At 55.4% G+C, this 14321-nt stretch carries 14 protein-coding genes; 8 read left to right on the forward strand and 6 right to left on the reverse strand.

The features are described 5' to 3' along the window. Positions 1–42 precede the first annotated feature (42 nt). The 3 genes from MWU61_RS03575 to pyrC all read right to left on the reverse strand — a co-directional run bounded on the left by MWU61_RS03575 (position 43) and on the right by pyrC (position 3569). Positions 43–1539: a replicative DNA helicase gene (locus tag MWU61_RS03575; protein ID WP_247126874.1), complete on the reverse strand. Its 1497-nt coding sequence runs from the start codon at positions 1537–1539 to the stop codon at positions 43–45. A gap of 235 nt (positions 1540–1774) precedes the next feature. Next, positions 1775–2449 (reverse strand): orotate phosphoribosyltransferase, encoded by a 675-nt coding sequence (locus MWU61_RS03580; protein WP_247126875.1) that lies wholly within the window; start codon positions 2447–2449, stop codon positions 1775–1777. Between the two features lie 67 nt (positions 2450–2516). Beyond that, positions 2517–3569 (reverse strand): dihydroorotase, encoded by a 1053-nt coding sequence (gene pyrC, locus MWU61_RS03585; RefSeq protein WP_247126876.1) that lies wholly within the window; start codon positions 3567–3569, stop codon positions 2517–2519. Positions 3570–3668: 99 nt separating this feature from the next. Between pyrC and MWU61_RS03590 the strand changes: the two genes are divergently transcribed. Further along, positions 3669–3944, forward strand: a complete 276-nt coding sequence (locus MWU61_RS03590) for a hypothetical protein (protein ID WP_247126877.1) — start codon at positions 3669–3671, stop codon at positions 3942–3944. A gap of 386 nt (positions 3945–4330) precedes the next feature. Beyond that, positions 4331–4954, forward strand: a complete 624-nt coding sequence (locus MWU61_RS03595; protein WP_247126878.1) for a hypothetical protein — start codon at positions 4331–4333, stop codon at positions 4952–4954. 65 nt (positions 4955–5019) lie between these two features. On the opposite strand, the gene MWU61_RS03600 is transcribed toward MWU61_RS03595, so the two are convergent. Both MWU61_RS03600 and MWU61_RS03605 read right to left on the reverse strand, forming a co-directional pair. Then, complete coding sequence (locus MWU61_RS03600; protein ID WP_247126879.1) at positions 5020–5982, reverse strand: phosphoadenosine phosphosulfate reductase; 963 nt, start codon at positions 5980–5982, stop codon at positions 5020–5022. 88 nt (positions 5983–6070) lie between these two features. Beyond that, entirely contained in the window at positions 6071–7294 is a 1224-nt protein-coding gene (locus MWU61_RS03605) for an acyl-CoA dehydrogenase (RefSeq protein WP_247126880.1), read from the reverse strand. A 125-nt stretch (positions 7295–7419) separates the two neighbouring features. On the opposite strand from MWU61_RS03605, the gene MWU61_RS03610 reads away from it, so the two are divergent. The 5 genes from MWU61_RS03610 to MWU61_RS03630 all read left to right on the forward strand — a co-directional run bounded on the left by MWU61_RS03610 (position 7420) and on the right by MWU61_RS03630 (position 12259). Then, positions 7420–7974 (forward strand): GNAT family N-acetyltransferase, encoded by a 555-nt coding sequence (locus tag MWU61_RS03610; RefSeq protein ID WP_247126881.1) that lies wholly within the window; start codon positions 7420–7422, stop codon positions 7972–7974. Positions 7975–8050: 76 nt separating this feature from the next. After that, positions 8051–8926, forward strand: coding sequence for a MoxR family ATPase (locus MWU61_RS03615; protein WP_247126882.1), 876 nt, complete (start codon positions 8051–8053; stop codon positions 8924–8926). A 66-nt stretch (positions 8927–8992) separates the two neighbouring features. Then, positions 8993–10315 carry a VWA domain-containing protein gene (locus MWU61_RS03620; protein ID WP_247126883.1) on the forward strand — a complete coding sequence of 441 codons (1323 nt, stop codon included), beginning with the start codon at positions 8993–8995 and terminating at the stop codon, positions 10313–10315. Next, positions 10308–11273, forward strand: a complete 966-nt coding sequence (locus MWU61_RS03625; protein ID WP_247126884.1) for an XdhC family protein — start codon at positions 10308–10310, stop codon at positions 11271–11273. The genes MWU61_RS03620 and MWU61_RS03625 overlap by 8 nt, the downstream gene beginning before the upstream one ends. After that, positions 11270–12259, forward strand: coding sequence for a molybdopterin-binding protein (locus MWU61_RS03630; RefSeq protein WP_247126885.1), 990 nt, complete (start codon positions 11270–11272; stop codon positions 12257–12259). Before MWU61_RS03625 ends, MWU61_RS03630 begins: the two co-directional genes overlap by 4 nt. Positions 12260–12442: 183 nt before the next feature. Here MWU61_RS03630 and infC read toward each other — a convergent pair whose 3' ends face one another. Then, complete coding sequence (infC, locus tag MWU61_RS03635; protein WP_247127210.1) at positions 12443–12988, reverse strand: translation initiation factor IF-3; 546 nt, start codon at positions 12986–12988, stop codon at positions 12443–12445. 198 nt (positions 12989–13186) lie between these two features. On the opposite strand from infC, the gene MWU61_RS03640 reads away from it, so the two are divergent. Then, entirely contained in the window at positions 13187–14245 is a 1059-nt protein-coding gene (locus tag MWU61_RS03640; RefSeq protein ID WP_247126886.1) for a hypothetical protein, read from the forward strand. The last annotated feature ends 76 nt before the right edge of the window (positions 14246–14321 follow it).

A 14321-nucleotide genomic window follows, 5' to 3' on the forward strand; every position in this document is an offset into this window, starting at 1 on the left:
GCCGTTCGAGATCGTAAACGTGCAACCTCAAACGGCGTTACATCAGAACTCTTCGGACTGGTTCGGATTCTGCCAAGGCTGAACAAGGTTACCAAAGCGCGTGAACTGTCCTTCAAATGACAGCTCAACCGTGCCAATCGGACCGTGCCGCTGTTTGCCGATCACGACCTCTGCCTTTCCGTGCAGGTTTTCCATGCGTTCCTGCCAATGGGCCATCTTTTCCATTTCGTGATCGCCCGGCTTTTCGCGTTCGACGTAGTATTCTTCACGGTAAACGAACATCACGACGTCGGCGTCTTGCTCAATCGAACCCGATTCACGCAAATCCGACAGCTGCGGGCGTTTATCTTCACGGTTTTCCACCTGACGCGAAAGCTGGGACAGTGCGATCACCGGAATCTGCAGTTCCTTCGCAATCGCTTTCATCCCCATCGTGATCTCGGAAATTTCGTTCACACGGTTTTCGGATCGACCGGTGCCGCGCACAAGCTGAAGATAGTCGATGATCAACAAATCAAGTCCGTGCGTCCGTTTCAAACGACGGGCACGGGCGGCCAACTGGGAAATCGGCAGAGCAGGCGTGTCGTCGATAAACAGTGGGCAGGATTCCAACTGCTTCGCTGCCTCAACAAACCGCCGAAATTCAGCTTCCGTCATGTCACCACGGCGGATTTGTTCTGATGGCACCTCTGCCGCCTCGGATAGAATACGCGCGGCGAGCTGGTCTGCCGACATCTCGAGCGAATAGAATCCCACGACACCCCCGTTGACAGCCCCTTCGGACCCGTCATGCAGAATGCCCTTTTTATAGGCCTTCGCGACGTTATAGGCGATGTTTGTGGCCAGCGATGTTTTCCCCATCGACGGACGACCGGCGAGGATCAAAAGGTCGGATTTGTGCAAACCGCCCAGCTTTTTATCCATGTCGATCAAACCGGTAGAGACACCGGACAAATCGCCATCGCGCTGGTAGGCGGTGTTCGCGATGTTCACAGCCTCGGTCACGGCTTTCAAGAAACTTTGGAAGCCGCTTTCAGACGTGCCTTGCTCGGCCAGCCGATAAAGTTCCTGTTCCGCCTCAACAATCTGTTCGCGCGGTTCGCTTTTCACGTCCACTTTAGCAGCCTTTTCAGCGATCGCTTGGCCGACGGTGATCAATTCGCGTCGGACCGACAGATCGTAAATCATTTGCGCGTAGTCAGCGGCGGCGAAAGCAGAAATCGCTGCACCAGCCAGACGAGCCAGATAAGCCGGACCGCCGAGTTCTTGTAGGCCTGCATCGTCTTCAAGAAAGGTCTTCAACGTCACAGGGGACGCGAGCGCGTTCTTCGCGATCCGCGATGCGGCGACTTCAAAGATGCGGGCATGCACAGGATCGTAGAAATGATCAGGCCCAAGGATGGATGCCACACGGTCAAACACATCGTTGTTGGTCAGAATTGCACCCAGAAGCTGTTGCTCCGCTTCAATCGAATGTGGCATCTGATTGGCCGTTTCCACGTCCTCTCCGGTTGCGTTGAATGTCGCAATCTCGTTCATTTTTCACCCCTATGTGGTCCCGCGCTTTATCTACCGTGGCTGATTGTTCAGCGCCATCTGGAAATGATGGGGGATAACTACGGGACAACGCTGTGCGTAACTTGCCATCCTGAAACAGTGTACCACAGCTTGTGGTCGCGTGTCAGCAACTCACAACACTGGGGGAATCTACAAGCAAAGGAATCGGCACAACACACTTTTCACCCACAGGCTTGGGGATAAGTTTTCTTGTGGCCTAGCCCCGAGATGCCGACCAAACGTCCGGATCATGCAGGTATGCGTTCACTTCGGACAGGGTCGCGGCGTCAAAGGCATTGCGCCGTTTGGCTTCGGCGAGAATATCCCACCATGTGCACAGATGGATCAGTTGCACTCCGTGATCGCCCAGCGTTTTTTCAACACCGTCAAAGATGCCGTAATAGAAGATCACCGCTGTTGCTGAGCAGGTCGCACCGGTGTCACGGATTGCGTCGACAAACGACAGCTTTGATCCGCCGTCGGTGGTCAGGTCTTCGACCAACAACACGCGCTGGCCTTCGGTCATTACACCTTCGATGCGGGCGTTGCGCCCGTAACCTTTTGGTTTTTTGCGGACATATGTCATCGGCAGCGCCATACGTTCGGCTACAAGTGCGGAAAACGGGATGCCCGCAGTTTCGCCACCTGCAATGTTGTCGAACTGTTCGAAACCAGCCTCACGCATCACTGTAATGGTCAGAAAATCCATCAACGTCGCACGAATGCGCGGAAAAGAGATCAGTTTACGGCAATCCACATAGGTCGGCGCCTGTTTGCCCGAGGCGTGGGTAAACGGTTCTTTCGCGTTGAAATCAATGGCTCCAATTTCAATCAACATCCCGGCCGTCAAACGCGCGATTTCTTCTTTGGGCGGGTAGGAGGTCGGGATCATGTGGGTCTCATCTTTTTTTGATCAAAATACCTCCGCCGGAGGCATCGGTTTTTTAGAAAAGGTGGGGTTAGACGGAAACATTCCAATGCAGTGGGAAGCCTGGGTTAAACACAGTCACGGGACCGTCGTCTGTGGCGATATGTGTGGGATAGCTGACAGGTTCGCCCTTGGTCAGCGTGATCGTCGCCTCGTTCGCAGGCAGGCCGTAGAAAGATGGACCGTTCAAAGACGTGAATGCCTCAAGCTTCCCCAACGCACCTGCTGCTTCAAACACTTCTGCTAAGCAGGACATAGTGTTCGGCGCGGTGAAAATCCCTGCGCAGCCGCATTCTTGCAGCTTGTTCGGGTCCGTATGCGGTGCGCTATCGGTGCCTAAGAAGAAGCGTTTGTCGCCGGAAACAGCGGCCTGCACCAATGCGACGCGATGCGTTTCACGTTTGGCTACAGGTAGGCAATAGAAATGCGGCTTGATCCCGCCTGCCAGAATGTGATTCCGGTTAATGATCAGATGGTGTGTAGTGATCGTTGCAGCAAGGTTCTTGTTATTGTCGCGCACATAATCAACGGCATCTTGCGTTGTGACGTGTTCCATCACGACCTTAAGATCTGGGTTTTTCTTGCGGATCGGCTTGAGCACCTTGTCGATAAACACCGCTTCGCGGTCAAAGATATCGATGTTGTGGCTCGTGACTTCGCCATGCACACACAGCGGCATCCCGATTTCGGCCATCTTGGCCAAAACTGGCCGGACTTTGTCGAAATCCGACACACCGGACGCCGAATTGGTCGTCGCACCAGCCGGATACAGTTTAACCGCGCGGGCGGTGCCGTCTGCATAAGCGGCTGCAACGTCTTCGGGGTCTGTATCCTCTGTCAGATAAAGCGTCATCAGTGGATCAAACGTCATGCCGGCGGGCAGGGTGGCCATAATGCGCGCGCGGTAGGCGCGGGCCTGATCCGCTGTCACGACTGGCGGCACAAGGTTCGGCATAATGATCGCACGACCAAAATGGCGGGCCGTTTCAGGCAGCACCGCTTGCAACATTGCGCCGTCACGCAGGTGAAGATGCCAGTCATCCGGACGCCGGATTGTGAGTTCGGTAATCGCTTTATCTTTCATGCAGTCCGGTTACACCGAAAGGGCAAAGATCACAATGTTGGTTGAAAGGAACGGCCCGCACAGCTTACGCTTACTCTGGGACAATAAAGGGGACGAATAATGCTTGGATTTTTGATCGCTGCTGCCGCTGGTTTCTTGGTACCTCAGCTAGAGCCGGTTGTCGGTAAGCCAGTTGTCGCAAAACTACGCAAAGTCGTACCAATCGATGCGGTCGAACATCGGGCAATCACCGTCCTGATTTGCTTGATTATCGCGGCGTCTGTGGCGTCCATTTTTGACAGCGGCAATGCGATCGGACTGACAGTTGGGTTTAGCCTTGGCTATTTCGGCACGCGAATCTTTGATGCGGCACAGGGCAAAAAGATCGAAAAGTGATCGCGATTGGCAGCAGTTGGCTGCCTCTATGTGGTCAATTGTGCCAAAACTAAGGCATCTGTTGCTGGATCAGAGATTACCCACGCGCGCCGCTTTGAGGCTGGTATGTAGCCATTCGCAGGCCCCGCTTTGCGATGTTCCGTCGTACCGTGACGCCGCACCTTTCACGACATGACGTGCGCGTAATCCTTTATTCTATACGAAATTGCTATGATTTGGCCTGTTCTCTGCCTAGGATCGGGGTGGTGAACGAACTATTCATGAGATGGAAATCAATTCAATTGATTGTTTCCATATTGGCAAAGAACTGTTCTGCGGCTCGCGCTGGGTTGGCAAGGATGTGGCGATTGTGTGACGGTGATGGTGGCTCAATTGAAAGGGCAAAGATGTTGAATACAGTCAGATACGCGGTGGGGGCCGCGTTGATGGTGGTCGCCGGGGTAAATAGTGTTAACGCTGCCTGTCTCAACGAAGAAGACATGCGTCGTGGGATCATTGTTACTTTCGAAAACCAATCATCCGTTGCAATGCGCAGGACACGAGCAGGGCTTGTTGAAGTCACGGAAACCTATGCGTCAGAAGATCTGACAATTAAGTTCACCGGACAACACGGGCTCTACTTCACCGAAGAGGTCACGCTTGTTGCGGCCCGACCGGAAAGCTCCTCGCGCCTTGAAATCGTGTTTGACGAAGCATCTGCGGCGCTGCCTGCACCGGAAGTGGGGACTTTCTGGTCAGGCAGCACCACAAACATTTTTCCTGATGGGGATCAACGGTCTGAACTTTACGACGTGTTCTTTTTGGATGCGCCCGTAACACGGATTTCCGGCTGCGATTACGAAACGATCCACGCGGTCGTCGAATATCGCTGGCCTACGGATGAATACGGCGTGTCGCTGCTTTACGCATATCTGCCAGCGCTCGACACGGCATACATCCTGTCGAGTAGTTCTTCAGTGGCCGAAACGGGCGTTAACATCCCCGTCGCGATTGAACCTGCCACGTTCTAATTTGGCTTATTTGAAAGCACTGACGGGAAGGCGGCACTTTTGTTGCCGCCTTTGCCTTTTCGGGGTTATTCCGCCGCTTTGATCTTAACTGGGCGGTAAGGGTGATACCCTTGTTCCTTTAGGATCTCGAGTTGTTCATCGAAGAAGCGGGTGTGGCCCGTTCTGATCGCATGCGCGCAAACGTTGACGGCCAAATCCAAACGATCCCGTTTCATGGTCTGGTTGAATAGATTGCGCAGGTAAGGGGCGTAAGACCGGCGCGCGCGTAGCAATTTACCAAAGCTTTGCGGCGTCAGTGTGCCATCCATTGCGCCAACCACGAGATCATCAAGAATTTCGATGCCCTCGAGCGAACGGGACAACCGCCCGCCCAAACCATGACACCGCAAAGGCGTCATGCTCGGTTTTGTGTAGAGCGCAGCATGCACAGCATCCATCAGCTGATGAGGATCAAACGCGATATACGCTTGCTCTGCGGCGTCGATCATATCCGGCCCGTAGCCATAGCGGCTCGAGAAATCCTTGATCCGTTGATCGCGGTAGCGTTGATCAAACCCCGCAATGCGCGGGTCAAGCGTCGCCTGTGGCCGCAGCGCAAGAACGCGGCAACCGGGCGCTGCAACGCTATAAGCTGTCGCTGCATACCCACCTGAATCCGCGCCATAAAACAGCACTTCGTCAAAGTCCTCAAAGAACCCGTCGTCGATCAGGCGATCAAAATAACCGTAGATGCGTTTTTCGCGATACCAGCTTTCGGATTGGGCATAGATTCCAAGATGTGACCAACCTTCTTCGCGGACAAAGGTGAATCCGAAAGGTTCGTTTTCTTTGCTGGTGTCCTGAATCGTATCGGCGTTTTCGAAGGTGACAAGCAGCTTGGGACCTGCATCAATGAAAGCCGCCGCATGCTTTTCAAGCCGTTCGAAATACCCAAGGTCCTCTGCAACTTCTTCAAGTTGGACAAACCACGCATCTCCTTCCAAGCCTGACAGGCCGGAATCGATGTCAATTCGGTTATCTTTGTTCATGGTTGTCTCCAGCAGCGGGTGATCCGTTATTGCGCGTTAATGTGGCGAAATTGGGCGGGTCATGGGCCAGTTTTGCGGTGTTTCGGGATCAAAAGAAAGCTTGAAGTCCCGTTTGTGCGCGCCCGAGGATCAACGCGTGCACATCATGGGTTCCTTCGTAGGTGTTCACGGTCTCTAAATTGACCATATGACGCATAATCTGGAACTCATCGGAAATGCCGTTGCCGCCATGCATGTCACGCGACATTCGCGCGATGTCCAAGGCCTTACCGCAGTTGTTGCGCTTCATCAGGCTGATCATCTCTGGTGCGGCTTTGCCTGCATCCATCAAGCGACCGACCTGCAGCGCACCCTGTAATCCCAATGAAATTTCGGTCTGCATATCCGCGAGCTTCTTCTGGAACAGCTGTGTCTGGGCAAGCGGTTTGTTGAATTGCTTGCGATCAAGTCCGTATTGGCGCGCGGCATGCCAGCAGAACTCTGCCGCACCCATCACGCCCCATGAAATGCCGTAACGCGCCCGATTGAGACAGCCAAACGGCCCTTTCAACCCTTGCACACCGGGTAACAGCGCATCTTCGGATACGACCACGTCTTTCATCACGATCTCGCCGGTGATCGACGCGCGCAAGGACAGTTTGCCGCCGATTTTCGGAGCTGAAAGACCCTCCATACCTTTTTCCAGAACGAAGCCGCGGATCTTGCCGCCGTGGGCCTCTGACTTGGCCCAAACGACAAACACATCTGCGATCGGCGCGTTGGAAATCCACATTTTGGACCCGTTCAACACGTAGCCATCGTCTGTCTTCTTCGCCGTCGTTTTCATCCCTGCAGGGTCTGATCCGGCATCAGGTTCGGTCAGGCCGAAACAACCGATCAACGTACCAGCAGCCAAGCCGGGTAGATATTTCTGACGTTGTTCTTCGGAGCCGTAGGCCTGGATAGGGTACATAACCAAGGATGATTGCACGGACATCATGGACCGATAGCCGCTATCCACCCTTTCAATTTCACGCGCGATGAGACCATAAGTAACGTAATTCGCACCCAATCCGCCATATTCCTCAGGGATCGTGGCCCCCAAAAGACCCACATCGCCCATTTGCTTGAAAATAGCAGGGTCAGTTGTTTCGTCGCGGTAGGCCGCGGTCACTTTCGGCTGTAATACATCTTGCGCAAACGTCCGCGCAGCGTCGCGCAGCATGCGTTCGTCTTCGGTTAACTGGTCCTCAAGACGTAGGGCGTCTTCCCAATCAAATGCATTCAGGTCGGGGCCAAAGCCTGACTTGTGATCTGTTGCTGCATCTTTCATGGAAGCCTCCTCAAGCAATTTGCGCAAAACCTACGCTTGCAAGCTGTACATGACAATGGGCTGTGATCATGCGGCCGAGTTCAGTTAAAGTCAGCCGAGACATTCCACTATTCAGGACGCCCAGAATGACACCACTTGCGACCCCTCGCACCAGAATTGCGCTCGTGACGCCAACAGATGCGAGGGCGCTGCACCAGTATTATACGCGTAACCATGCACATCTGTCGCCATGGGAACCGTACAGGCCTACGGGGTATCACAGCCACGACGCTTGGCAGAAACGGGCGGCAGATCAGGCCGCCCAAAACGCGTCCGGGCAATCCTATCATTTTGCAGTGCGCTGTCATGGGGCGGATGACATCGCTGCTGTTTGCAACTTCACCAACATCACGAAGGGTGCTTTTCAAGCGTGCCACTTGGGTTATTCGATCGATCTGTCCCACCAAGGGCAAGGCATCCTGCGCGAAGCTCTCGCCGAAATCATTCCGTTTGTCTTTGCGCATGCTGGCCTCAACCGGATCATGGCGAATTACATGCCGCGCAATGAACGCAGTGGGCGTCTTCTGGCAAGGTTGGGCTTCGAGAAAGAAGGATACGCCAAACGATACCTGAAGATTGCGGGCGAATGGGAAGATCACATCCTGACGTCACGGATCATCGATCACGCGGTAGAGGCATAGTTGCTGACTACGACTAAGGGGTCACTTGACGACAGCCGCACAGGGTGCAGTTCTATACACCAGCGGGGAGACTACCATGACCTTTGAAACCATCGACGTAGTCCAAGCCGAACTCGGCCAAACCGGATATGTCTGTGATCGACCATTGGCGACGGTGGCGTTTCTGGCACAGCGACTAGGGCGGCCCCTGTTTCTGGAGGGCGAAGCTGGCACAGGCAAAACGGAAATCGCCAAAGCTATCGCGGCCAGTTTGGGGAAACGTTTGATCCGGCTGCAGTGCTACGAAGGGCTCGATGCATCTTCAGCGGTCTACGAATGGAATTTTGCCGCCCAAATGATCGCGATACGGGCAGGCGAGAGCAAAGAAGACCTGTTTTCTGACGACTACCTGATTGCGCGTCCTTTGTTGGAAGCAATGATGCCACAAGACGGCGGCGCACCCGTGTTGCTGATCGACGAAATTGACCGGACCGACGCACCCTTTGAGGCTTTCCTGCTCGAAGCGCTGTCCGATTTCCAAGTCACAATCCCCGAACGCGGCACGATCAAAGCACCAGAACCGCCCATCGTGGTTCTGACCTCTAACCGCACGCGCGAAGTCCACGACGCGCTGAAACGGCGGTGTCTATATCACTGGGTCGGGTATCCCGATTTTGATCGTGAAATGGAAATCCTGCAATCGCGTGCTCCGGAAGCTACCAAGCAATTGTCCGAAGAAGTCGTGGCATTTGTCCAACGCCTGCGCGCTGAAGACCTGTTCAAGAAGCCGGGTGTCGCCGAAACCATCGATTGGGCCAAATGCCTGCTGGCGCTTGACGTTCTGACACTGTCTCCCGAAGTCATCGCAGACACACTTGGCGCCGTTCTAAAATACCAGGATGACATCCAACGGCTGCAAGGATCAGAGGCTAAGAAAATCCTCGACGACGCACGCGCAAGCATACCGGAATGATCCCCTTCTTTTGGTTTCAAATATCCCACGGGGGTCTGGGGGCGTGAAGCCCCCAGCGATTGCGCCATGAAACTCCCCCCAATATCTTTGCCTGACGATCCCAAACTCGCAGAAAACATCACGCATTTTGGCCGTGCACTGCGCCGTGCGGGTCTGAACATCGGGCCGGGCCGGATCACCGACGCAATCCTCGCGGTGTCTGCTGCGGGCTTTACCAGCAAGGTCGATTTCTACTGGACGCTGCACGCCTGTTTCGTCTCCAAACCCGAGGATCGCGCAGTTTTTGCGCAAATCTTTCGACTGTACTGGCGCGACCCCCAGTTCATGGAACATATGATGGCGTTTCTCACACCGGCCCTGCGTGGTGTGCAGGAAGAACGGCAGGCTATGGCGGCGGAACGACGCGCGGCTCAAGCTTTATTGGACCAACAAGATCCGGACTTGCCCGACGGCACGACCAACGAAGACGAGGTCGAAGTTGATATCGACGCGAGCCAGACAACGTCGGGCGAAGAACACCTGAAGACGCTCGACTTTGAACAGATGAGCATCGCTGAAATGGCCCGCGCCAAACGCATCCTCGCGACCATGCGCCTGCCTGTGCCACCGGTCCTTAGCCGCCGGACGCAAGCCTTGCCGGGCCGGATGCCTGACTGGCGCGGGACGATGCGCGGCGCCATGCGCACGGGCGGCGAGATCAACCAGTTCCGCACAAAGCGTCCGCGCATCCGTTATCCCAACCTCGTGGTGCTTTGCGACATCTCGGGATCGATGTCGCAATATTCGCGGGCTGTACTTCATTTTGTCCATGCCGTTGCAAACAAACAAGGGCAGGGCTGGGCGCATGTCCACGCCTTCACTTTCGGCACACAGTTAACCAACATTACCCGCCACATGCGGACCCGCGACGTGGATGCAGCGCTTGCGGCGGCCGGCGCACAAGCGCAGGACTGGGAAGGCGGGACGCGTATCGCGGCCTGTCTGGACCGGTTTAATCGCGACTGGTCGCGGCGCGTCATGGGGCAGGGTGCTGTTGTACTGTTGATCACCGATGGGTTGGATCGTGACGGCGATGCGGACTTGGGAAAAGTCATGGAGCGTTTGTCGCTGACTGCCAAACAGGTCATCTGGCTCAACCCGCTGTTGCGCTATGACGGTTTTGCGCCCAAAGCACGCGGTATCACCCAGATGCTACCTCACGTGGACACATTTCGGGCTGGGCACAACATTGCATCGTTGGAAGGGGTGACGCATGCTTTGATGCAGCCGCACGATGGGGGCGACAAACAAAGGTTTATGTCCTTGATCAATCGGACCCCACGGCCAGATGAGAAAAAGTTGGGTTGGTCACTGGCCCATACCCGTAACAAGAAAGATCACCATGGCTGAAACACAGTACACGAAACTGGCCCTCGACTGGCATCGGGCAGGGCGCAAAGTGGCGATCGCAACTGTCGTTGAGACATGGGGATCAGCGCCGCGGCCTGTTGGCAGTCTGCTTGTCATCGACGGAGACGGAGCAATGGTAGGGTCCGTATCCGGCGGATGCGTCGAAGGGGCGGTAATTGTCGAAGCGTTAGAAGCGTTGGAAGATGGTAAGCCGCGCCTGTTAGAGTATGGCGTCAGCGACGATGAAGCCTTTGCCGTTGGCCTTGCTTGCGGCGGGCGTATCCGCATTCTTGTGGAACCTGTCGGCGGGGCAATGCCCGTTTCAATTATTGAAGAACTGGCCGCAGCGGCAGAGGCGAAACAGCCAATTGCCTATGTGGTTGATCTGGAAAACGATATGCGGCGCACGACAAACGCGTCGGAATTCGTGAACCGGTTCAGGTCCGACAAATCGGGCATTGAGGACGATGGGCGCACCTTCGTCGGTATCCACAACCCACCTTTGCGGATGATCATCATTGGTGCCGTTCATATCGCGCAGCACCTTGTGCCTATGGCTCATGCCTGCGGTTATGCGCCGACCATTATTGATCCACGCGGGGCCTTTGGGTCCGAGGACCGTTTTCCGGGTGAGGTTATTCTTGACGATTGGCCTGATGAAGCATTGGCAGCGCTGAAACCCGACGCGCGGACGGCCGTTGTGACCCTGACCCATGACCCTAAACTTGATGACCCAGCGATCATTGCGACGCTGAAATCCGATGCGTTTTATTTGGGCTGTCTTGGCTCCACGCGGACACATGCCAAACGGGTCACACGGCTGGAAGACGCGGGATTTAATGCGGCTGCAATCGCGCGGATACATGCACCAGTCGGTTTGAACATCGGGGGGAAATCGCCTGCGGAAATCGCCGTCAGTATTATGGCGCAAGTCACCGACGTGTTGCGCCGCGCATGAAATTTGGTCCAGTTCCATTGCAGGACGCAGCGGGCGCGATCTTGGCCCACTCGGCGGAGCTGCCGAACGGGCGCTTGCGGAAGGGCAAGGTATTAGAAACTGACGACATTGCGTTGCTCGCGGCGGCAGGCGCGGAAAACGTCGTCGTCGCACAGCTTGAAGTCGGGGATTTGCACGAAGATGTGGCAGCTCAGCGATTAGCCGAAGCATTTGTGCCAGCGCCCGGCTTACGCTTAACGACCGCAACAACAGGGCGGGTCAATGTGATCGCAACGATGCCCGGCATCTTTCGGTGCGACGTCGAAACAATTGAAAAAGTCAATGCAATCAACCCGATGATCACCATCGCCACCCAGCCGCAAAACCAACGTGTTGTCGCAGGCGACATGGTGGCAACGATCAAGATCATTAGCTATGCGGTGGCGGAGCTGGACATTGCGCGGGCTGTGGACGCTGCGATGCCGCTCGCATTGCTCACTGCGCAACATACCGACATCACGTTGATCGAAACGCAGATCGGATCGGACGCGCCAAACCCGAAAGGACGGACAGCCATGGCGACGCGTCTTGATCGGTTAGGCGCATCTCTGACGCCGCGGGTTGTCGTGGATCATCACGAGGCCGCATTGGCGAAAGCCATTTCAGCCGCATCTGGCACGATGATTATGATCCTCACAGGCTCTGCGACCTCCGATGCTTATGATGTGGCGCCGCAAGCGGTGCGGATCGCAGGCGGGCAAGTCACGCGGTTTGGCATGCCGGTTGATCCGGGAAACCTGCTGTTTGTGGGCGAGATCGGCGAAAAACCAGTTATCGGTCTGCCGGGCTGCGCACGGTCGCTGGCATTGAACGGGGCGGATTGGGTCGTCGAACGGACGATCTGCGGGTTGCGCCTATCGGATCATGACATCGCTGGAATGGGCGTTGGGGGGCTGCTCAAGGAAAGCCCCGCGCGGCATCACCCAAGGGGTAAACCAAAAGAATAACCCCGCACCTTGCAGCGCGGGGTTTTCGATTTTTCTAGAATGATCGCTCGTAACTGCGATTACTTCGGCAGTGGTCCGATCAGCATAACCATTTGGCGACCTTCCCAAGCGTTTGCTTGCAAACGATGTTCCAAGTGGCAGATGTTTGGCACAAACATCGAAAACGTCTGTGCCAAGCAGTGCTTACTTCGGAAGCGGTCCGATCAGCATAACCATTTGGCGACCTTCCATTTTCGGGAAGTTTTCCACGCGGCCTGCTTCTTTGGTGTCTTCAGCAACACGTTCCAGCAACTGACGGCCCAGATCCTGGTGCGCCATTTCACGTCCGCGATACCGCAGGGTGACTTTCACTTTGTCGCCGTTCTCGAGGAACTTGAAGACATTGCGCATCTTAACGTTGTAGTCGTTCGTATCCGTGTTCGGACGGAACTTAACTTCTTTGATCTCGATGATCTTCTGCTTCTTACGGGCCTCAGCTTCTTTTTTCTGAGTCTCGTATTTGAACTTACCAAAGTCCATGATCTTGCAGACTGGCGGGTTCGCGTTTGGCGAGATTTCTACCAGATCAAGGCCAGCATCAGCGGCCATGCCCATTGCGCGATCTGGCGTAACAACACCAACGTTTTCGCCGTCCGCCCCGATCAGGCGGATTTCTGAGGCCCGAATCCGTTCATTGATACGGGGGCCAGTGTCGCGCTGTGGTGGCGCGTTATGGGGTCTGCGTCCTATGGTCTTTATCCTTTGGTCGTTTATCTTATGACTGGGTGCAACTTAATGTGCATAAGGTGCAGCTTCAACCCGCAAAAATTGGGCGATGTGGACGAAATTCCCCGTATGCGTAGACTTTTACTTATCTGTAACATCTGACATACGACGACCGAGTCTCAATCGTGAGACAAGTACTTTGTTGTGGAGAGGGAACACCCAATGAGAGCGACAATCATTATCATCGTGGCCGCAGTGCTCGGCTTTTTTGGATACCAGATGGGCGTGAACGGAAATAATCCGTCGCAAGCATTGGGTCTAAGCCCGTCATCTGCTGAAGTGGCAGCGCAAGAAGCTGCTGTTGCGGCGGAAGAAGCTGCAGCCGCTGCTGCAAAAGCTGCCGAAGAAGAAGCCGCTGCCGCCGCTGCCGAAGCAGAAGCCGCCGCACTGGCCGCTGAAGAAGAAGCTGCGAAAATGGCTGAAGAAGAAGCCGCACGCGTTGCAGCCGAAGCTGAAGAAGCTGCTGCCGCCGCTGCTGCTGCCGAAGAAGCCGCCGCCGAAGAAGCAGCCGCTGCCGCCGAAGAAGCTGAAGCTGCAGCCGCCGAAGCAGAAGCCGCCCTTGAAGCAGAAGCTGAAGCCGTAGCTGAAGAAGCTGCTGCCGCTGCTGCGGAAGCAGAAGAAGCCGCCGCCGCTGAAGCTGCAGCGCTGGAAGCAGAAGCCGAAGCCGCTGCTGCCGAAGCAGAAGCTGCTGCAGAAGAAGCCGCCGCTGAAGTAGAAGCCGCAGCCGAAGAAGCTGCTGCCGCGACAGAAGAAGCTGCCGCTGACGTTGCTGCCGAAGTAGACGCTGCGACTGAAGATGCTGCCGCTGCAGTTGAAGACGCCGCGACCGCGACAGAAGAAGCTGTAACTGAAGGCGCAGCCGACGCTGCTGCCGAAGTTGAAGGTGCTGCTGAAGCTGTTGAAGAAGCCGCAACAGAAGAAGTTGTGACCGAAGAGGCACCAGAAGTGACTGCCGAAGATGCAGAAGTCACATCTGCCGAAGAAGCCCCAGCGGCTGACGCGACTGTTGAAGCTGACGCAGAAGTATCCATGACTGATCTGCTGACTGTCGACGGTTTCGATTTCGACAAAGTTCAGGAAATGCTGGACGGTTCCGAACTGGGTGCGTTGCAGAAAACAGCCCTGACAACCGGTCTGAACGCTGTGAAAGACAACCCAGAGCTTCTGGAAGGTGTTTTGTCACAAATCAAGGACGCCCTCGGCATCCCAGCTGCGCAATAAGCAGCGAAAGACACAGACAAAAAGGGCCGCGTCAGCAATGACGCGGCCCTTTCTTTATTCTGTCGCGTGTTGGTGG

Origin of the sequence: Loktanella sp. F6476L, assembly GCF_023015725.1 — a bacterium.
Lineage (GTDB): Bacteria > Pseudomonadota > Alphaproteobacteria > Rhodobacterales > Rhodobacteraceae > Yoonia.